This window comes from Chitinibacter sp. ZOR0017, from assembly GCF_000799095.1.
Classification (GTDB): domain Bacteria; phylum Pseudomonadota; class Gammaproteobacteria; order Burkholderiales; family Chitinibacteraceae; genus Chitinibacter; species Chitinibacter tainanensis.
Map to the genome: position 1 here is coordinate 34,842 of NZ_JTLG01000043.1, position 18,833 is coordinate 53,674.

Sequence of the window (18,833 nt, forward strand, 5' to 3'; positions counted from 1 at the left end):
GCGGCCAGCTAGAAATAGCCCTGGATCTTTTTGCGCTCCATCGAGCCGGATTGATCGGTATCGATCAGGCGGCCCTGTCGCTCGCTGGTGGTGGTGAGCAGCATTTCCTGAATAATCTGCGGCAAAGTGCTAGCGCGGCTTTCTACCGCGCCGGTGAGCGGGTAGCAGCCTAGGGTGCGAAAGCGCACCCAGCGCCGGCTGATGCTGGCGCGCTCGGCCGGGGTGAGGTAGGGCAGGATGCGCTCATCGTCGATACAGATCCAGGTGCCGTCTTTCCATACCACATCCCGCTCGGCTGCCCGATACAGCGGCACGATGTCGATGTTTTCCAGCCAGATGTATTGCCAGATATCGAGTTCGGTCCAGTTCGAGAGCGGAAATACACGGATATTTTCGCCCGGATCGAGCCGGCTGTTATACAGCTGCCACAGCTCGGGGCGCTGGTTTTTCGGATCCCATCGCTGGTGCTGATCCCGAAACGAAAACACCCGCTCTTTGGCCCGGCTTTTTTCCTCATCGCGCCGCCCGCCGCCAAAGCAGGCGTCAAAACCATGCTGCGCCAGTGCTTGCTTGAGCGCATCGGTTTTCATTGCATCGGTGTATTTCACCGAGCCACTCGTAAACGGATTCACCCCTTCGGCCAGCGCCGCCTGATTAATATGCACGATGATTTCCAGCCCATGTTGCGCCGCCAGCCGGTCACGAAAGGCCGCCATTTCGTGAAATTCCCAGGTGGTGTCGACATGCAGCAAGGGAAACGGCACCTGGCCCGGCCAGAAGGCTTTGCGCGCCAGATGCAGCATCACCGTTGAATCTTTGCCAATCGAGTAAAACATGCAGGGGTTGCTAAATTCGGCCACCACTTCGCGCAGGATGTGGATGGCCTCGGCTTCCAGCTGCCGCAGATGCGACAGCTGGGCGGCGGGGATTACCAGTCGGTCCATGTTTGGCTCTCCGGATCATATGAGCTCAGCAGCAACCATTGATTGCGCACTTTGGTGGCAAAGGCGGGGAGCTGGGCCAAGAGTTGTTCGACATGTGCTTTGGGCGCTTCGATCACGACCAGTAGCCGCTGCGGGATATGGTAGGGCGTGTGGTCGTCGGCCATTACGGCTTGCCACGGCAAGCCCGCCAGGAGATCGCTGCCATTACCCTGCATTACCCCCAGCCCGGCGGTAACGGTTTGGGTGGCCTTGCTGCCGCTACCTTGATAATGCGGCGCGACAGCCGAGGCGTAGTACTGCAGATTGATCCACTGTGCGACAGTAACCGGCCCGGCCACAATCGCCGCCAGCAAGCTGCCCTCGCGGTCTTCGGCCCAGTGGTAGCCATGCAAAAAGGCACGCCCTTGTAGATTGTGGCCCTGGCTCCAGCTGCGGCGGCCGATGATAAAGGCCGCATTGCGAGCCAAACCCCACTCGGGGCGGACTTCGCTCCAGTCTTCGGCGCGACGCAGGGCCTCCTCATCAGCTCGGTCGGCTTCACCGGCCAATTTAGGTAGTTGTGGCAGCCGCTCGGCGCTGAGCTGGGCGTAGGCAAAGGGCAGTGCCGCCTGCAGCTGCTGCCAAGCTTCGGCCGCCGGCCCCTCGTGCGGAGCGGCATCGAGCCAGTGCAAGGTATCGAGCGAAGTCTGGTGCTCGGCGGCGATAAACCGGGTGTGTGCCGGGATGGCGATACCCTGCGCCAGCAGGCGCTCGCGGATCAGGCTGTCGTTACATAGGGCGGCTAGCACTCGCGCATTAAAGCCACCGGCCGCGCCACCGCAGGCGCCGCAATCGAGCTTGGCGGCGTAGGGGTTGTTGCGGCTATGGCTACCGTGGCCGGCAATCACCACCAGCGGGGCAAACTCGCGGGTAAGGCCAATGCCTTTGAGTGCGCCGGCTGCCCATTCGGCCTGCTGGGCGAGCGAAGCCGCCGATTGTGGCCCATGCGCGCCCACGGTGGGGCGGGTTTGCGGCTTGCGCACGCCCCGGGCCCAGCGCTGGCGCCAGCGGGCAGGAATAAAACTCTGCCACAGCATCTGCAGCCCTTGCCAATGCCCCGCCAGCTCCGGCAGGGCCAGACTGGCCAAGGGGTCGTGTTTGATCTGTTGCTGTACCAGCTGGCGTTGCTGGCTTTGCTGCCGCGCTAAGCGATAGCGTTGGCGCTCATGCGGGGCGGCGGTTTCGCTCACTTCGGCCTGTGGCGCCAAAATCACTGGGCAGGCGGCGTGGGTGTGCTCGCTATCTAGCTCGCGGGTACTGATCGGCAGACCAAAAAAGCCGGCAAAGCCATAGGTGGCAAAGCGGCCGCTGGCCTCGATGGCCCGGCGGAGCGGCTCCGAGCGTACATCGATACAAAACACCAGCTGGGCGACTGGGGCCTCTGCGGGGGTGGGCGCAGCTGGCTGGCTGAGGGTGTTTTGCAGCGTCTGGCGATATTGCGCTTCGCGAATTTCCAGCCCTAGCCGGCATTGCGCCAGTGCATCAAAGCGGTGAGCTAGGCGCAGGTATTGCGCGGTTTGCGCTGGGCTAAAGGCCGCCCAATCGGCAGGCTGCAGCTGCGCATGGCGCTGCCAGGCTTCTAGCAGCGGCAATGGATCAAGAGTTGCGGCGGGTGCGCTGGCGGGTAGAGGCAGCCCTTCGGTCAGGGCGGCTTCGAGCGTGAGCCGCAGCGCCAGGTAATCGGTGAGCGCGCTGATTTCACCTGCAGCGCGGCGGCCCAGCCAGCGCAGCATCCCGGCCCAACCTGGCTGCGCAAGTAGATGCGCTTGCAGATAGGCTAGCTGCTCGACCGGGCTGGCAAGCTGAGCCAGTGCGGCTTGCAGTGCGACCTCGGGGCTGGCGGGTAGCTGCGCCAGTTTGCGCCGCACGGCGGCGGGCAGCTGCGGATCATATTGCGCCTGTTGCTGCCAGGCGCGGTATAAATCGGCCTCGGCCAAGCCCCAGTTGCGACTATCGCGGGCGATAAAGAGTTTTGCCCAGCGCTGCGTGGTGCTTTCCAGTAGTTGCAAAGCGGCGGGCTGCCCGGCCTGCGCGAGACGGGTGGCGCGGCTATGCAAGCCGGGGGCGCTGGGTGCTGGGATGGCTGGCAAGGTGTCGAGCAAGGCCGACCAATCCGCTGCAGGGGCCGCAGTAGTGCCTGCCGCAGGTAGGAGCTGCGCACTGCAAAAGCGCAGCGCCAGCAGATCATCGGCCGGGAAATCATGCTCGCGCAGCCAGCGGCGCAGATGCTGCAACAAGAGTGGCGGGTTGGCGGACAGGGCATCTAGCTCGGGCAAGTGGGCGCGTGCTGGATACAGTGTGCTGGCGTTGTGGTGAGCAAACCAGCGGGCCACTTCATCAAAGCTGCGGTCTTCCACGCCCTGCCAGGGGCTGCGGGCGGCGAAAGTGGCGATCGGCCATTGTGGCGCCACCACCACCGCGGCGGCCTCGACCAGCGCCGGGGTGAGGTCGGCAGACTGAAGTGATTGCAATGCTTGCGATGACAGTGGGGCGTTCATACCAGTACTCCTTGTTGGGCGCGGCGCGCTAGATGGTTTGGATGCATATCGAGGGTGTGGCGAGGCGCTTCACTCAGGCTAATCAGCTGCCAGTACAGGCGCTGGGCCAGTGGGTGGCGTGGGCGCTGCAGCAGGTATTGCAGTGCGGCCGACCCGCCCAGCAGTAGCGCGGCGCTGAGGTAAATCCAGCCATTGGCCAGTGCGCTAAGGGCGGCCGGTGCCGGCAGCAAGGCGTGCAAACCGGCCTGCACGGCAAAGAAACCACCGACACTCACGAGCCAGAAAGGCAGGCTGCGCCATTGCCAGATCGGCAGCGTGGCTAATCCTTGCGCCAGTGCCCAGGCCAGCAACAGGGCACTGAGCCAGCCGGCAGGTTGCGCGGCATAGGCTGGGTGCAGGGCGAAAAGGCCGATCATCACCAGCGCGGCTAGCAGCAGTACTTTAGGAAAAGCCGGCAGGCTGATGGCGCGTCGCTCTGGGCTAACGGTGCCACCGGCCTGCAAAAACAGGCTGGCCTTAAACAAACCATGCAGCAGCAAGTGAATCAGCGCCGCTAGGTAAGCTCCCAGCGCGCATTGCAGCAGCATGCAGCCCATCTGGGCCACGGTCGAGGCGGCCAACTGGCGTTTTACATCAACCTGTACCAGCGCCATACCGCTGCCCAGCAAGATCGAGCACACGGCCAGCAGTAGCAGCGACACTTGCGCCCAGCCGGCGGCGGCCAGCAAGCTGCCGTAGTGCAGCAGCAAAATCCCGCCGGCATTCACCAGCCCCGCATGCATAATCGCCGATACTGGCGTAGGGGCGACCATGGTGGCCAGCAGCCAGCGCTGGGCAGGCCACTGCGCAGCAGGGATTAAGGCGGCCAGCAGCAGCGCGGCTGCCGCAGTTTGAATCGCCCAGGCGGGCCAGCTGGCCAGTGAGGTAGGCAAGCCCACTTGCCAGTGCCCGGTTTGCTGCTGCACGAGCACCACCAAGACTAGCAGTGCCAGCCAGGCCACACTCAGCCACAGCCCCACATAGCGGGCTGCGGCTTGTGCGGCCGGCCAGTCACGGGCAAGGCCAATCAGCCGGAACAGCGCCCACAGCGCCAGCCCCCAGCCCAGTAGCAGCAGGCGGCTATCGGTGCTGGCCCAGGCCAGCGAAGTGCCGCTGGTGAGGAGTGTGAGCCAAGCCAGGGCGCGGGCTTGATCAAGATCGCCGTGCAAAAAGCGTAGGCTAAAGCGCTGCACAATCGTGCCCAGCCCCAACACCAGGCTAATCAGCAGCCAGGCAATCGGGCCGGAGCTGAGTGGCCAGCTGTGGGCGGCTTGCGGTAGGGCTAGTTGCGCCAAGGCAGCCAGCGCAGCAATGGCCGCCAAACGGCTATGCCAATGTAGAAACAGCGGCTTGGTGCGCAACAGCTGGGCGCTGGCCAGCGCCACCGACAGCGCCAGAGCGCCTAGCCAAAGCCCGAGCGGTAGAAAAGAAACAGTAGGCTGCATGGAACTTCTCGCGTTGATTGCAGATGCAGCCATGATAAAAAAGTGCTGGCATAATTAGAAATTGCGATTAATTTTGTTTTGCATAACTTTTTCTTATGAATGTAACCCTCAGGCAGTTGCAGATTTTTGCCAAAGTAGCCGAAACCGGCAGCTTTACCCGCGCCGCCGAGCAGCTGTTTCTCACCCAGCCCGCGGTGTCGCAACAGATCCGGCTGCTCACCGAAGCGGTGGGCGAGCCCTTGCTCGAAACCATGGGGCGCAAGGTGTATCTCACCACGGCGGGGCAAGCTTTGCTGCACACCAGCGAGCAAATGAATCAGCAATGGAAAGCGTTTGAAGAAGACATCGCCGCCCAGCGCGGCCTGCACAGCGGCACCTTGCGGCTGGCGGCGGTGAGCACGGCCAAATACTTTATTCCACGGGTGCTGGGGCCGTTTTGCCAGAAATACCCGGGCATTGAAGTAAAGCTGGAAGTCGCCAATCGCGATCGCATCATCGAGCGAATCGAAGACAATCTCGATGATCTGTACATCATGACCAAACCGCCGGAAACCCTGGAGCTGGTGCGCGAGCCTTTTCTGGATAACCCGCTGGTGGCGATTGCCGCCCCCACCCATCCGCTGGCCGCGCAGGCGCAAATCACCTTGGCCGAATTTGCCCAAGAGCGTTTTATCATGCGCGAGCCGGGCTCGGGCACCCGCATTGCGCTAGAGGCTTTTCAGGCGCGCGCGGGGGTGAGCTTCAATGTGCGGATGGAGCTCGGTAGCAACGAGGCCATCAAACAGGCCGTGGCAGGCGGGCTAGGGGTGTCGATTTTGTCGCGGCACACCTTGCATCGTTTGCCGGTGGAAGAAGACGAAGTGGCGATTTTGCCGGTAGAGGGCTTTCCGCTGCATACCCAGTGGCAGCTGGTGTATCTGAGTAAAAAGCGGCTTTCCCGTGCGGCGCAGGCGTTTCTGGCTGAGCTGGCGGCGTGGATTCCGCAATACCGCAGTCGCAAGGGGATTACATGAGCGCGCACCCACCCCGCTATCCGCGTGCCACAGCCTTGCACGGTGAGCGAGTGCTGGTCGCCAGCCGCCATCACAAGGCCGCCGCCATGCAACGGCCTTTTGCCGCCATGCTAGGGGTGGAACTTTGGAGCCCGCCTGAGCTCGATACCGACCGCTTTGGCACCTTTAGTGGCGAAATCGAGCGCCCCGGCCCGCCCGTGGCCATGCTGCAGGCCAAAACCGCGCTGGCGCAGGCTGATTACCCCGCCCAACGCTACTGGCTAGCCAGCGAAGGCAGCTATGGCCCGCATCCGTATTGGCCGCAGTTGGCGGTGGGGGAAGAATGGCTGTTGTGGCTGGATGCCCAGACGGGGCAGAGCCTGACTGAGCGGCGGCGGTTTACCACGCGGCATTACGGTGCCTGGATGATCAACAATTGGGCCGAGCTGCGCGCCCGCTTGGCGCAATGCCCGCTGCCCGCGCTGGCGCTCACGTTACGGCCGGTGGCGGGTGATTTGCCAGCGCAAAAAGCGCTGCGGGACGTGGCGGCGGTGGAGGCCGCCTATGCCGAGTATGTGGCCGCAGGTAGCCCGGCGGTGGTGCTTGCGCTGGATATGCGCGCGCATTTACATCCCCCGCGTCAGCGCAGCTTGCGCCGGCTGGCCGCCCGTTTGGCCCATCGTTTGGCCACCGCGTGCCCAGCCTGTGGCGCGGCTGGCTTTGGCGAGCGGCAACTGCAGCCGGGCTTGCCCTGCGCTGATTGTGGCCTTGCCACTACCCAGCCCAAAGCGTTGATTTATTCCTGCCCGCACTGCGGGTACTGCGAACCGCATCGCCACTATCACACCCCGGCTGATCCGCGCTGGTGTGATTACTGCAACCCTTAGCCCGCGGGCTATACCGCCTGCGGGCCGCGAGGGCTGGCCACCTTAAGCGCTGGCAGTATTACTCATGATCAGCGCGGCGGTGGCGGCTACAGCGGCGCCGGCGCCTGCCAGCCGCATTGGTTTGGCTTCGCGGGCCCAATGCCACAGCAGCGCGCCGATTACGCCCACCAGCATTGCCAGGGCAAAAATCATCGCAAAACCAAAAACATAAGATTGAATCGGCATGGTTGCTACTCCTTAACTCCTAAATAACCGTTTGCACGGCAAAGCCGGCCATCGCTCGGGTGGCCACGAAGGGCAATGGCGATGGTGGGGCGCTACAAGAGGTGTTGGCGGCGTACCCTGCCGCATGGGGCCTCATGCTTAAATCGACCGCTGTTTTTGCGCCGCAGTTCCGGTGGTGGGCGAGTTTGTGACTTATTGCCACCCGTCTTGACCGCGCAGCGCTAGTCGGCATGGCATAGCGGCAAGCCGGGGCCAAGTTTCGCCGCGGTGGTGGTGAAACACCTGTGGGCACGCTGATTTGGCTCAATTTTTTTGCCGGCAGCCAGTGGTAGGCTGTTGTGGTCAGGGGGCGATAAGGGGCGTGCGATGCATGAGTTAAGTCTGGCCGAACGTGTACTCCGCATTGCCGAGCAAGCCGCGCAGCAAGCCGGCGCTCAGCGGGTCACTAAGGTGCGGCTGGCGGTGGGGGCACTGGCGCATGTGGCGCCCGATACGCTGCAGTTTTGCTGCGAGCTGGCCGCGCGCGGCACGCCGCTGGAGCGCACCGAATTCACCGTTGAGCAAACCCCGGGCGCGGCGTGGTGCGAGCCTTGCGGGCAAACCGTAGCCTTGCAACGTGTGGGGCAGGCCTGCCCCCACTGTGGTGGCTATGCGCTGCGTATTACTGGTGGCGAAGACATGCAGGTACTGGATATTGCCGTAGTCTGATTGGTAGGTATATGCATGCAGGCTATGCATTAATTGGCCTGTATGCATATACCCATCTAGCTGGCGCAGGCCGGCGCAAGGAGCAAGCGATGTGTACCAGCTGCGGATGTGGGCATGGTGAAACGCGGATCAATGGCCTGGTGCCACCCCGGCGGCGGCGCGGTGCCGGGCCGGCGGGGGCCTATCGCTTGGCGGGTGGCGCGCCAACTCAGGCCGAACCCGCGCCCCCTGCGACCACTGGCCCTTTGGGCGCCGTGCATGCGCCGGAAGTAGACCCCGAGCGCACGATCCGGCTGGAGATCGATATTCTGGCCAGTAATGATGGCCAAGCTGGGGTGAATCGCGCGCGGCTGGCGGCGCAGCAGATTTTTGCGTTGAATCTGGTCTCGAGCCCCGGCTCGGGCAAAACCACGCTCTTGGTTGAAACCCTACGCCGCTGGGTGGGCGCGGCGGCGGTGATCGAGGGCGATCAGCAAACCGATAACGATGCCGCGCGGATTCGCGCCACCGGGGTGCCAGCGGTGCAAATCAACACCGGCAAAGGCTGTCATCTGGATGCGCACATGGTGGCGGGCGCGCTGGATGTGCTGCAGCAAGAGGGCACTTTGGCCGCCAATAGCCTGCTGTTGATCGAAAACGTTGGCAATCTGGTGTGCCCCGCGGCCTTTGATCTGGGCGAAGCACACAAAGTAGCGATTTTGTCGGTCACCGAGGGCGAAGACAAACCGCTGAAATACCCGGATTTATTCCGCGCAGCCGATCTGCTGCTGTTGAGCAAAACCGATTTGCTGCCCTATGTGGATTTTAATGTCGATGCCGCAATCGCCATAGCGCGGCAGGTGCGCCCTGATTTGCCGGTGATTCAGCTTTCGAGCAAAACTGGCGCGGGCTTTGCCGAATGGCAGGCGTGGCTGCTGGCCGGCTGCCGACGGGCGCAGCAGCGGAGCTAGCCATGCAGCAGCGGCTGTGTGTGCGGGGCATTGTGCAGGGGGTGGGGTTTCGCCCCTATGTGTATCGCTTGGCCAGCGAATTGGCCTTAAGCGGCTGGGTGCGCAACGATGGCGACGGGGTAACGATCGAAATTGCCGGCCCAGCCCCACGGGTGGCGCAGTTTTGCCAGCGCCTGCCGCTGGAAGCGCCAGCACAAGCGCGCATTGATGCGCTATTACTGCAGCCCGCCGAGGCGGCGATCAGTGCGCCGGGCTTTACAATTGTGGCCAGCGCCGCGGCGCATTCCGCAGCCAAGGCCAGCATAGGCCCCGACACCGCGCTGTGCCCCGCGTGCCTGACCGAGTTATTCGACCCCGCCAGCCGGCGCTATCGCTACCCGCTGATCAATTGCACCGATTGCGGCCCCCGTTACACGCTGGTGCGCCGCCTGCCTTATGATCGTGCCAACACCAGTATGGCGCCGTTTCCGCCATGCCCGGCCTGTGCGGCCGAATACCAGCAGCCCAGCCACCGGCGTTTTCATGCCGAGCCCAATGCCTGCCCAGTCTGTGGGCCGCAGCTGCAGCTCTGTGATCTGGCTGGCACGCCGCTGGCGGGCCACGGCACGGCGCAGGATGCGCTGGCGCACACGCTGGCCTTGCTGCGGGCTGGGCAAATTGTGGCGATCAAAGGGCTGGGCGGTTTTCATCTGGTGTGCGATGCGCGTAATTCAGCCGCCGTGGCCGAGCTGCGCCGGCGCAAACAGCGCGCCGCCAAACCGCTGGCGGTGATGGCGGCCAATGCCGCCTCGCTGGCGGGCTGGCTGCAGATCAGTCCCGCCGAGCAGCAATGGCTTGATTCCCCCGCGCGGCCGATTGTGCTGTTGGCCAAGCAGGCTGGGGTCGATGAGGCCTTGCAGGGTATTGCCCCGCAGCTCTCATCCATTGGCGCTTTACTGCCCTATACCCCTATTCAGTATTTGCTATTTCATGAAGCGGCCGGCCGGCCGGCGGGCTTGGGCTGGCTGGATGAGCCACAAGATTTGCTCTTAGTCATGACTAGCGCCAACCCGCGCGGCGAGCCGCTGATTACCGATAATCAGGCCGCACTCACCCAGCTGGCCGGCCTGGCCGACGCGGTGTTGCTGCATGAGCGCGACATCGTGGTGCGCTGTGATGACAGCGTGCTGCGGGTGGACGCCAGCGGTGCGGCGCAGTTTATCCGCCGCGCGCGCGGCTACACCCCGCTGGCTTTGCCGTTGGCGCGGGAGGCAGCGCCCATCTTGGCGCTGGGCGGCTTTTATAAAAACACGCTATGCCTCACGCGAGGGGCCGAGGCCTTTGTCTCGCAATACATCGGCGAGCTAGATCGGGTGGCCAATTGCCGCGCGCTAGAGCAGGCCAGTGCGCATTTGCAGCACCTATTGCAAGTTGCCCCGCAGTGCGTGGCGCATGATCTGCACCCTGATTTTTTCAGTAGCCAGCTGGCGGCGCGGCTGGCCGCGCAATGGCAAGTGCCGAGTTTAGCCGTGCAGCATCATCACGCGCATATTGCCGCGGTGCTGGCCGAACATCAGCTCGATGAGCCGGTGCTGGGCCTGGCGCTCGATGGGGTGGGTTTGGGCGACGATGGCAGCGCTTGGGGCGGCGAGCTATTGCTGGTGGATGGCGCGCAGGCCCAGCGCCTGGGGCATTTGCGACCACTGGCGCTGCCCGGTGGCGATCTGGCCGCGCGCGAGCCGTGGCGCATGGCCGCGGCGGCGCTGCATCAGCTCGGGCGGGCGGATGAAATCGCCAGCCGCTTTGCCGACCAGGCCGCCGCGCCCTGGGTAGCGCAAATCTTGCGCCGCGCACCAGCCTGCACCACCAGCATGGGCCGTTATTTCGATGCCGCCGCAGGCTTATTGGGGCTGGCCACGCAGCAGGATTTTGAGGCGCAAGCGGCCATGCTGCTGGAAGGCGCGGCGGCTCGCTATGGGCCAGTCGCTGCGCCGGCGGCCGGGCATGAGCTGCAACGTTTGCCCAATCAAATCTGGCAGCTTGATTTAGCGCCGCTGTTGCAGCAGATCAGCGTGGCGGCCAGCCCCGCGCTGGGCGCGGCGCAATTTCATGCCGGCCTTTGTGTGGCGCTGGCCGATTGGCTGGAGGCCGCCGCGGCGCAAACCGGGCTGCGCACGGTGGCGGGCGGTGGCGGCTGCTTTTTAAATGCGCTGTTGCTCAGCGGCCTACAGGCCGAATGTCGCCGCCGGGGTTTGCGGCTGTTGATTAATCAGGCCATGCCCTGTGGGGATGGCGGTTTGGCACTGGGGCAGGCCTGGGTTGCGCAGCGCTGGCTGGGCGCAGCAGGCCAAGCCGATACGCACTGGAGAGCAGAATGTGTTTAGCGATACCGGCGCGGGTGACCGCGCTGCTGGCAAACGACGAGGCGCGCATCGAGGTCGGCGGCGTGCATAAGGTGATCTCGATTGCCTTGGTCGATGAGGTCGCGGTGGGTGACTATCTGATCGTGCATGTGGGCTTTGCCATCGGCAAGCTCGACCCCGCCGAGGCCGAGCAAACGCTGGCGCTGTTTGCGCAAATGGCGCAGCTCGACCCCACCAACCCAGCCCCGTATCAGTGAGGCGCGCATGAAATACATTGCTGAATTTCGTGATGGCGAGCTGGCCCGCGGGCTGGCCAAAACCATTGCCGCCACCGTCAACCCCGCGAGCGAATACCGGCTGATGGAGTTTTGCGGCGGGCATACGCACGCGATTGCGCGCTACGGCCTGCAAGATTTGTTGCCCGCCAATGTGCGGCTGATCCATGGTCCGGGCTGCCCGGTGTGCGTGTTGCCGATTGGCCGCATTGATAGCGCGATTGCGCTGGCCACCCAGCATGATGTCATTCTCTGTACCTACGCCGACACGCTGCGCGTACCAGCCAGCGGCGGCTTGTCACTACTGAAGGCCAAGGCGCAGGGCGCGGATATTCGCATGGTGTATTCCAGCGCCGATGCACTGCGCATCGCGCAGGATAACCCCAGCCGTGCGGTGGTGTTTTTCGCGATTGGCTTCGAAACCACCACGCCCCCCACCGCTGCCATCATCCTGCAGGCGCAGCGGCTGCAGCTGGCCAATTTCAGCGTGCTGTGCAATCACGTGCTCACCCCGGCAGCGATGGTGCACATCATGGAGTCGCAACAAGACCCCGCCGCGGTGGCGATTGATGGTTTCGTCGGCCCTGCCCACGTCAGCACCGTGATCGGCTCGGGCCAGTACGAAGGCTTTGTGGCGCGCTACCAGCGCCCGGTGGTGATCGCCGGCTTTGAGCCGCTGGACGTGATGCAGGCGATCTTGATGCTGATCCAGCAAATCAACGCCGGCCGCGCCGAGGTCGAAAACGAATTCACCCGCGCCGTCACCCGCGAAGGCAACCGCAAGGCGCAGGGCTTGTGCGAGCAGGTGTTTGAGCTGCGCGACACTTTCGATTGGCGCGGCCTGGGCGAAGTGCCGCATAGCGCGTTGAAAATCCGCGCTGAATTTGCCCAATTTGACGCCGAATTGCTTTACCAGATTGATTATTTACAGGTGCCCGACCACAAAGCCTGTGAGTGCGCCGCGATTCTGCGCGGCCACAAACGCCCAGCCGACTGCAAAGTTTTCGGCACCGTCTGCACGCCCGATCATCCGCTCGGTGCGTGTATGGTCTCGTCGGAGGGGGCATGCGCGGCGCACTACACGTATGGCAGGTTTAGAGTGGATTCGATCGGGATGAATGGCGTAGCGTAACAGCACGGCTAATACAGGCAGAAAATAGCTGCTTTGTTTAAGAATGATTTTTACGAAACTATCCAATGCTATTCCTTTCATATACAGTCAAGCAGTTCAGTGTTCGCTTATCCATAAGAGGAATTGAAATGCAGGATGAAGTCATACAAATCGGTCGTATTCAATTTAAGCGCAGCGACATCAAGCAGCATTGGGTGGATTATGAGTCAGCCAAAGAGCGCGCGATCCGGCTTGAGCAACAGGATAATCACTACATCGGTAGCCCATTGGGTTTGCTGCTTGCTGGCGTCGTATCGACTTGGCTACGCAAAAAGAATCGCCAGCCCGATGCAAAACAATATTTGCATATCAAAACAGCGAAAGATGATTACTGCTTTTCTGAGGATGAAGTAGATTTTGGTGTTTTGTTGGAAAAATTGGGTAAGTGAAATTAACTTGAGTGGATATTCGATTGCTATCGAAATTGGCTGGTGGCTTATATGGCTTTTGAGTTATTGCTTATTCCGGAAGATGAATTGTCCATGGTGAAGGAGCAGTATCGTTATCATATTGATTCGTACAGCGGGATGTGGGTTGTTGATGCTGAATCTTCTGAATGCTTGCTTTTTGTAGGGAGAGATTATCTTGATCCAACTGTTCCAAGCCTTTTTGTGCTTTTAAATAGAAGTCAGAACGAGAAATATTACTTTGAAATATTGGAGCGGCGTTATTGCGCTCAAAGACATTTGGAGCAATGGCTGACAACTGAGGATGCAAAGCCTGATTATGTTGTGGTTCTTAAATTGGGTGATGGTTGTAAATTAAATTCAGACATTATCAAGACGAAGATTTGTAAGGCGATGCAAGCTCTAAATAAAAGATCAGATATTGAGTTTATTTTCATTCCTCACTGGAATAGGTGAGGCGAGCTCGTAGATGAATATTGCTTTACTCAACACATCCAATACCCCATTGAATCACTTCGCAGGCTCACCATGAAAACCTACACCCGCCCCCTCGATCTGAAAAACGGCCGCGTTGATATGAGCCATGGCAGCGGTGGCCGGGCGATGGCGCAGTTGATTGATGAGCTGTTTGCCCGCCATTTTGCCAACGATATTCTGGCCGAGCAGGGCGATGGCGCGGTGCTGCCGAGCCTGAATGGCGGCCGGCTGGTGATGGCCACCGATAGCCATGTGGTGTCGCCGCTGTTTTTCGCCGGTGGCGACATCGGCTGCCTCTCGGTGCATGGCACGATCAATGATGTGGCGATGATGGGCGCGCGCCCGCTGTATTTGTCGGCTGGTTTTATTCTGGAAGAAGGCTTTCCGCTGGCCGATCTACAGCGCATTGTGGCCTCGATGGCCGCCGCGGCGCGCGAGGCTGGGGTGCCGATTGTAACGGGCGATACCAAGGTGGTGGAGGCCGGCAAGGGCGACGGGGTATTTATCACCACCACCGGCGTGGGGGTGGTGCCGGAGGGTATTGACCTGAAAGCATCAAATATCAAAGTGGGAGACAAGATACTAGTGTCGGGTATGTTGGGCGATCATGGCGTGGCGATTATGTCGCAACGCGAAAACCTGACTTTCGAGACCACCATTCAATCCGATACCGCCGCGCTGCATACGCTGGTGGCGGCGATGCTGGAATCCGTACCCACGCTGCACGCGCTGCGCGACCCCACGCGTGGCGGGCTTGCCGCCGTGCTGAATGAATTTGCCCACGCTAGCGGTCACGGCATGGTGATCCGAGAGGCGGCTATTCCGGTACGCAGCGAGGTTGCTGCCGCTTGCGAATTGCTGGGGCTAGATCCGTTGTATGTGGCCAATGAAGGCAAACTAGTGGCCTATTGCGCGGCGGCCGATGCCGATGCGCTGCTGGCCGCGATGCGCAACCACCCGCTGGGGCGCGATGCGGCGATCATCGGTGAGGTGATCGCCGATGAACACGCCTTTGTGCAGATGGAAACCGTATTTGGCGGGCGGCGGATGGTGGATTGGCTTAATGGCGAGCAGCTGCCGCGCATTTGCTAGCTGCGTTTTAATCGGCCGCCGGGGCCAGCTGCAACAGCTTGCCATCGTCTTCATCGGTGAGCAGATACACCAGCCCATCCGGCCCCACCCGCACATCGCGTATGCGGCCAAACTGATCTTTCAGTAGCCGCTCTTCGTGCACCACCCGCTCGCCATCGAGCTCCAGCCGCACCAGCATCTGGTATTTCAGCGCGCCCAACAGCAGATTACCGCGCCAACCCGGGAAGGCATTGCCCTGATAAAACGCCAGCCCGGAAGGGGCGATGGACGGTGTCCACTGATATTGCGGCTGGGTCATGCCGCTTTTGTGCGTGCCTTCGCCGATGGCTGTGCCCAGCCCATAATTTCGGCCATAGGTAATCACCGGCCAGCCGTAATTGCGCCCGGCGCGAATGATATTGAGCTCATCGCCGCCTTGCGGGCCGTGTTCGGTGGCCCACAGCTCGCCCGTGCGCGGGTGAATGGCTGCGCCTTGCACATTGCGATTGCCCAGGCTGTAGATCATGGCGCGGGCGTCTTTGCTGCTGGCCCAGGGGTTGTCAGCCGGAAAGCGGCCATCGTCATGCAGGCGAATGATTTTGCCGGCCAGATCATCGGGCCGCTGGGCACGCTGCATATCGCCGCGATCACCTTGGGTAATGTATAAAAATCCCTGCGGATCAAAAGCCAGCCGCGCGCCGAAATGCTGGCCGGCGCTGCTGCCCGGCCGTTGCCGGTAAATCTGTTGCAGATTGTCCAGCCGTGGGCCGGCGGCGCCTTCGCTGAGGCGGCCACGCACGACCTGCGTGGCGTAGCCCTGACCTTCGGGGCCGCTGTAGGCCAGATACACCCAGCGATTACGGGCAAAATCAGGGTGCACGGCCACATCCAGCAGGCCGCCTTGCCCAATTACCGCAATCGGCGGCAGGCCACCAATGCTACGTGGGTCTAGCTCGCCGCTGCGACTAATGAGGCGTAAACGCCCCGGCCGCTCGGTGACCAACATGCGTCCATCGGGCAAAAACGCCAGCCCCCACGGATGCGCCAGCCCTTGCGCCAAGATGCTGACCTGCAAGGGGTGTTTTTCGCTGGCGATGCGCAGCACATCGGCCTGCGTCGGCTGCAGTAGCGTTGGGAGGGCGATGGCCGCGAGCACGGCCGCAAACAGTAGGCGTGACATGCGCAACTCCGAGGCGATATCTCATCCGCATAGACGCGGGCTGGCGCAAAAAGTGCCACCGTGGTCGCAACGATGACTGTGTGTTTGATGGGGTGTTCTTGGGTATAGGTCTGTGAGGTATATTTGATAGTGCATACAGGCCTATACCCATTGGTTTAGAGCTGATCGGATTCCACAATGACTTCCCCTGGCCCTGCCGTAAACAGGCCATCGAGCAGGGCGGCGGCAATTTGTGCGGGCTGCACCGGCCGATAACGGTGCGGGATCAGCGGGCCAAATAGGCGGCAGACGAATAAACCCACTGCTTCGGCGCGCCGGGGCGGAGTTCGCTCTGCCTGAATCAGTGCGGGCCGCACAATCCGCAAACGCGGAAAGCCCAGCGCTCGCACGCCTGCTTCGGCCTCAGCTTTGGTGCGCAAATACAGATTGCCCTGCAAGCTAGCGCCCAGCGAGGAATTTAGCGCCAGATAAGGCACCCCGGCCTGACGCGCCTGCGTGGCCACTTGCAGCACCAAATCGCGATCCACCGCCACAAAGCCTGCGGGCGAGCCGGCGATTTTTCGCGTGGTACCCAGCGCGCAAATCAGCCCATCGGCCGCCCACCAGCTCGCATCGCGCGGAAGCTGGGCAAAATCGAGCAGCGGATTCAGCAATTTGGCATGGCTGGGCAGCGCGCGCCGCGTGGGGGCGATCACGGCCGTAATGCGCGGGTCGGCCAGCGCCTGCTGCAAGACTGCTTGCCCCACCGCACCGCTGGCACCGAAGACTAATAGTTTCATCACTCACTCCCGCGCTGAATGGGTCTTAGCTTAGCTGAACTCGCCGGCCCGCGCGCTGCTGGGCCAGCAGAGCATAGACGCGCGCAGTGCATAAAAGTGCCGCCAGTGCTGCTGACCGGCGGGCGGTGATGTGGGGGTTGGCATAGGGGTACAGCTCTAAAGCCTATGATAATTAATAGACTAAAGGATATACATTGCAGGGTATATCTACCGCGAACGCTAGCCCTTGCCTTATTGGTGGGCGCTTAGGTTGCGCGTAAATGCGCCGCCAAGCCTCGGCGCGGCGCCGGCTCGACTGGCGGGGCGTAGCCCAGACGTGCCCACATTTGCACCGTGTGCGCGGCTTCGCGCATCCCCAATAATTGCCGGATTGCCGCGTAGGGCCCGCTTTGCTCGGGGTATTCTTGCAAGGCCTGTTGCAGCGGGTGCATTACCAGCCCCTGCGCGGTGGCGGCTAGCTGTGCCCGCACATAGGCCCGGCCCGCAGCTAATTGGGTGCCTCGGCGATTATCAAGGGTGATCAGCCAGAAAAAGGCCTGCGTGCTGGCAATCTTGGCATTGAATTCATCCACCTGCCCACGTACAGCCGCACTCTCGGGCGGTGAAGGGCGGCTGCGATCAAAGAGGCCGGTGGCGGTGAGCAAACGGATGAGCGGGGTATTGAGGCTAATTCCATCGCGGTGCGCCGCAATTTCGGCCGGCCCTACTCGCAGTACCCGATAGGATTCGAGCAGCGGGGCGGGCGTACTCAGCTCGATTTCCCACGCCTGCTGCGCAATGCGGCGGTGCTCGGCGATGCTGGGCTCACCCGCCACCACCATCCCCACTTCGACGGGCAAGCCCGCCACGCTGGCGCGAATGGCTGCAAGCGCGGCGGCTGTTGGGGTTTGCGCGAGATACAGCGAGCGATTGGTATGCCGCTGCAAAATCTGCGCAAACAGCGGGTCGGGGCGTACGCTGGCATCAGCCAGCAGGCGCACGCGGGCAATCGGGGTGTCGCCTACTTCTTGCCCGAATTCGCCCGCGGGAAACGGCGTAATCTCCGCGCGATAGCCGCGCTCTTGGGCGGCGATGGCCAGCAGCTCCAAAAACGTGCCCTGGCTCATCACCAGCTGCCGGTGATAAGGATCGGTTGCCGGCAGTAGCCGCTGCGGGTCGAGTCGCAGCCAAATGGTATCCGGCGTATCCAGATTCACCAGCCAGGATTGCAGATTATGCGCATTGGGCGCGAGGATGGCGTGCGCTAGCACCCATTCGCGCAGCGGCAGGTTGGCGGACGGTGGCTGCCAGGCCGCAATGGCCTCGGCCGGCAGCGCAGTGCTGCAGCCCGTGAGGGGCAGGGTGGTGGCCACCAGCATTCCGCTGGCGCATAGGCGTAACCATTGACGTCGATTCATGTTGGTGGCTCCGAGACAGGGTGATGCTGATTGTGCGCGGGCAGGGTTTTATTCACAATTGGATAAGACTTTAGATTAGGTATTCAAAAATGAATGAATACGATTTTCCTTGGGATTATGTGCAGTCGTTTCTGGCGGCGCTGGAGCAGGGCAGCCTGATGGGGGCTGCGCGCGCGAGCGGCATTAGCCAGCCAACCCTGAGCCGGCATATCGCCGAGCTAGAGCAACGCTGGCAAGTGGTGCTGTTTGAGCGGACTGGCCGCGGGCTTGTGGCCACACCCGCCGCGCTGAATCTGGCGCCTGCCGCCCGCAGCATGGCCGAGTGCGCTAGCCAACTTGGGCGGTTGGCCACCGGGGCTGAGCGCGAGCTGGCTGGGCGGGTGCGACTGGCGGCCAGCCAAACGGTGGCGTATCTGGTGTTGCCCGCGCTGCTGGCACAATTAAAACAGCGCTATCCGGCCATCGAGATCGAGCTGGTGGTCAGTAATACGCAGGCGAATTTGCTGCGCCGCGAGGCCGATATTGCTTTGCGCATGGTGCGCCCGCAGCAATCGAGCCTGATCGCGCGCAAAATCGCCGAAGTACCGGTGCGGGCTTGCGCCCAGACAGGCTATCTGGCGGCACAGGGGCGACCGCGGGAGGTGGCGGATTTACTAACACATGCACTGATTAGTGGGGATCAGCAAGATCAACTGGTGGCCGCTTTTGCGGCGGCCGGCCTGCCCACCGCACAGCTGCGCTTTGGCCTGCGCTCGGATGATCTGATGGCGCAATGGATGGCAGTGCGGGCGGGCTTGGGCGTGGGTTTTCTGGCCGGATTTTTATGCCGCGCGGCGCCCGAGGTTGAGCCGCTGCTACCCGATTTGCCCCTGCCCCGTTTGCCGCTGTGGCTCACGGTGCATCGTGAGCTCAACAGCAGTGCTCGCATTCGGGCGGTGTATGATTTTCTGGCCGAGGCACTACCGGCAGCCTTGGCCTAAATTTTCTAAATATCAGGGTATTGCTCG

18 protein-coding genes are annotated in these 18,833 nt (G+C 62.2%); 11 read left to right on the forward strand and 7 right to left on the reverse strand.

Features of this window, described 5'->3' with window-relative positions; genetic code table 11:
- Positions 1–8: 8 nt before the first annotated feature.
- The 3 genes from cysD to L991_RS12705 are packed head-to-tail and all read right to left on the reverse strand — an operon-like array spanning position 9 to position 4,965.
- Positions 9–944, reverse strand: coding sequence for a sulfate adenylyltransferase subunit CysD (gene cysD / locus L991_RS12695; protein WP_047396114.1), 936 nt, complete (start codon positions 942–944; stop codon positions 9–11).
- Positions 929–3,481 (reverse strand): putative inorganic carbon transporter subunit DabA, encoded by a 2,553-nt coding sequence (locus L991_RS12700; protein WP_047396118.1) that lies wholly within the window; start codon positions 3,479–3,481, stop codon positions 929–931. The genes cysD and L991_RS12700 overlap by 16 nt, the downstream gene beginning before the upstream one ends.
- A complete protein-coding gene (locus L991_RS12705; RefSeq protein WP_047396125.1) occupies positions 3,478–4,965 on the reverse strand; it encodes a proton-conducting transporter membrane subunit in 1,488 nt (495 codons plus the stop codon). The genes L991_RS12700 and L991_RS12705 overlap by 4 nt, the downstream gene beginning before the upstream one ends.
- A 95-nt stretch (positions 4,966–5,060) precedes the next feature.
- Here L991_RS12705 and L991_RS12710 point away from each other — a divergent pair, with 95 nt between their 5' ends.
- Together L991_RS12710 and L991_RS12715 are read left to right on the forward strand one after the other, a co-directional pair.
- Positions 5,061–5,978: a LysR family transcriptional regulator gene (locus L991_RS12710; RefSeq protein ID WP_052190861.1), complete on the forward strand. Its 918-nt coding sequence runs from the start codon at positions 5,061–5,063 to the stop codon at positions 5,976–5,978.
- On the forward strand, positions 5,975–6,844 hold the full coding sequence (locus tag L991_RS12715) for a DUF6671 family protein (RefSeq protein ID WP_047396128.1): 870 nt from the start codon (positions 5,975–5,977) through the stop codon (positions 6,842–6,844). The genes L991_RS12710 and L991_RS12715 overlap by 4 nt, the downstream gene beginning before the upstream one ends.
- Before the next feature lie 42 nt (positions 6,845–6,886).
- Here L991_RS12715 and L991_RS12720 read toward each other — a convergent pair whose 3' ends face one another.
- Entirely contained in the window at positions 6,887–7,069 is a 183-nt protein-coding gene (locus L991_RS12720; protein ID WP_047396131.1) for a hypothetical protein, read from the reverse strand.
- 366 nt (positions 7,070–7,435) lie between these two features.
- On the opposite strand from L991_RS12720, the gene hypA reads away from it, so the two are divergent.
- The 8 genes from hypA to hypE all read left to right on the forward strand — a co-directional run bounded on the left by hypA (position 7,436) and on the right by hypE (position 14,491).
- The gene (gene hypA / locus L991_RS12725; protein ID WP_047396134.1) at positions 7,436–7,777 is read left to right on the forward strand and encodes a hydrogenase maturation nickel metallochaperone HypA; all 342 of its coding nucleotides are present in this window, start codon (positions 7,436–7,438) and stop codon (positions 7,775–7,777) included.
- An 89-nt stretch (positions 7,778–7,866) separates the two neighbouring features.
- A complete protein-coding gene (hypB, locus tag L991_RS12730; protein ID WP_047396309.1) occupies positions 7,867–8,727 on the forward strand; it encodes a hydrogenase nickel incorporation protein HypB in 861 nt (286 codons plus the stop codon).
- 2 nt (positions 8,728–8,729) lie between these two features.
- Positions 8,730–11,090, forward strand: a complete 2,361-nt coding sequence (gene hypF, locus L991_RS12735; RefSeq protein WP_047396312.1) for a carbamoyltransferase HypF — start codon at positions 8,730–8,732, stop codon at positions 11,088–11,090.
- A complete protein-coding gene (locus L991_RS12740) occupies positions 11,081–11,326 on the forward strand; it encodes a HypC/HybG/HupF family hydrogenase formation chaperone (protein ID WP_047396136.1) in 246 nt (81 codons plus the stop codon). The genes hypF and L991_RS12740 overlap by 10 nt, the downstream gene beginning before the upstream one ends.
- A 7-nt stretch (positions 11,327–11,333) precedes the next feature.
- Positions 11,334–12,476, forward strand: coding sequence for a hydrogenase formation protein HypD (gene hypD, locus L991_RS12745; protein WP_047396139.1), 1,143 nt, complete (start codon positions 11,334–11,336; stop codon positions 12,474–12,476).
- 128 nt (positions 12,477–12,604) lie between these two features.
- Positions 12,605–12,904 (forward strand): hypothetical protein, encoded by a 300-nt coding sequence (locus L991_RS12750; protein ID WP_047396142.1) that lies wholly within the window; start codon positions 12,605–12,607, stop codon positions 12,902–12,904.
- Positions 12,905–12,955: 51 nt separating this feature from the next.
- Positions 12,956–13,378: a hypothetical protein gene (locus L991_RS12755; RefSeq protein WP_047396145.1), complete on the forward strand. Its 423-nt coding sequence runs from the start codon at positions 12,956–12,958 to the stop codon at positions 13,376–13,378.
- Positions 13,379–13,450: 72 nt separating this feature from the next.
- A complete protein-coding gene (gene hypE, locus L991_RS12760; protein ID WP_047396147.1) occupies positions 13,451–14,491 on the forward strand; it encodes a hydrogenase expression/formation protein HypE in 1,041 nt (346 codons plus the stop codon).
- Between the two features lie 7 nt (positions 14,492–14,498).
- Here hypE and L991_RS12765 read toward each other — a convergent pair whose 3' ends face one another.
- The 3 genes from L991_RS12765 to L991_RS12775 all read right to left on the reverse strand — a co-directional run bounded on the left by L991_RS12765 (position 14,499) and on the right by L991_RS12775 (position 17,826).
- The gene (locus L991_RS12765; RefSeq protein ID WP_047396150.1) at positions 14,499–15,650 is read right to left on the reverse strand and encodes a PQQ-dependent sugar dehydrogenase; all 1,152 of its coding nucleotides are present in this window, start codon (positions 15,648–15,650) and stop codon (positions 14,499–14,501) included.
- Between the two features lie 155 nt (positions 15,651–15,805).
- Positions 15,806–16,429 carry a hypothetical protein gene (locus L991_RS12770; RefSeq protein WP_047396156.1) on the reverse strand — a complete coding sequence of 208 codons (624 nt, stop codon included), beginning with the start codon at positions 16,427–16,429 and terminating at the stop codon, positions 15,806–15,808.
- Between the two features lie 245 nt (positions 16,430–16,674).
- Entirely contained in the window at positions 16,675–17,826 is a 1,152-nt protein-coding gene (locus tag L991_RS12775; protein WP_047396159.1) for a hypothetical protein, read from the reverse strand.
- A gap of 89 nt (positions 17,827–17,915) precedes the next feature.
- Here L991_RS12775 and L991_RS12780 point away from each other — a divergent pair, with 89 nt between their 5' ends.
- A complete protein-coding gene (locus L991_RS12780; protein WP_047396161.1) occupies positions 17,916–18,806 on the forward strand; it encodes a LysR family transcriptional regulator in 891 nt (296 codons plus the stop codon).
- The last annotated feature ends 27 nt before the right edge of the window (positions 18,807–18,833 follow it).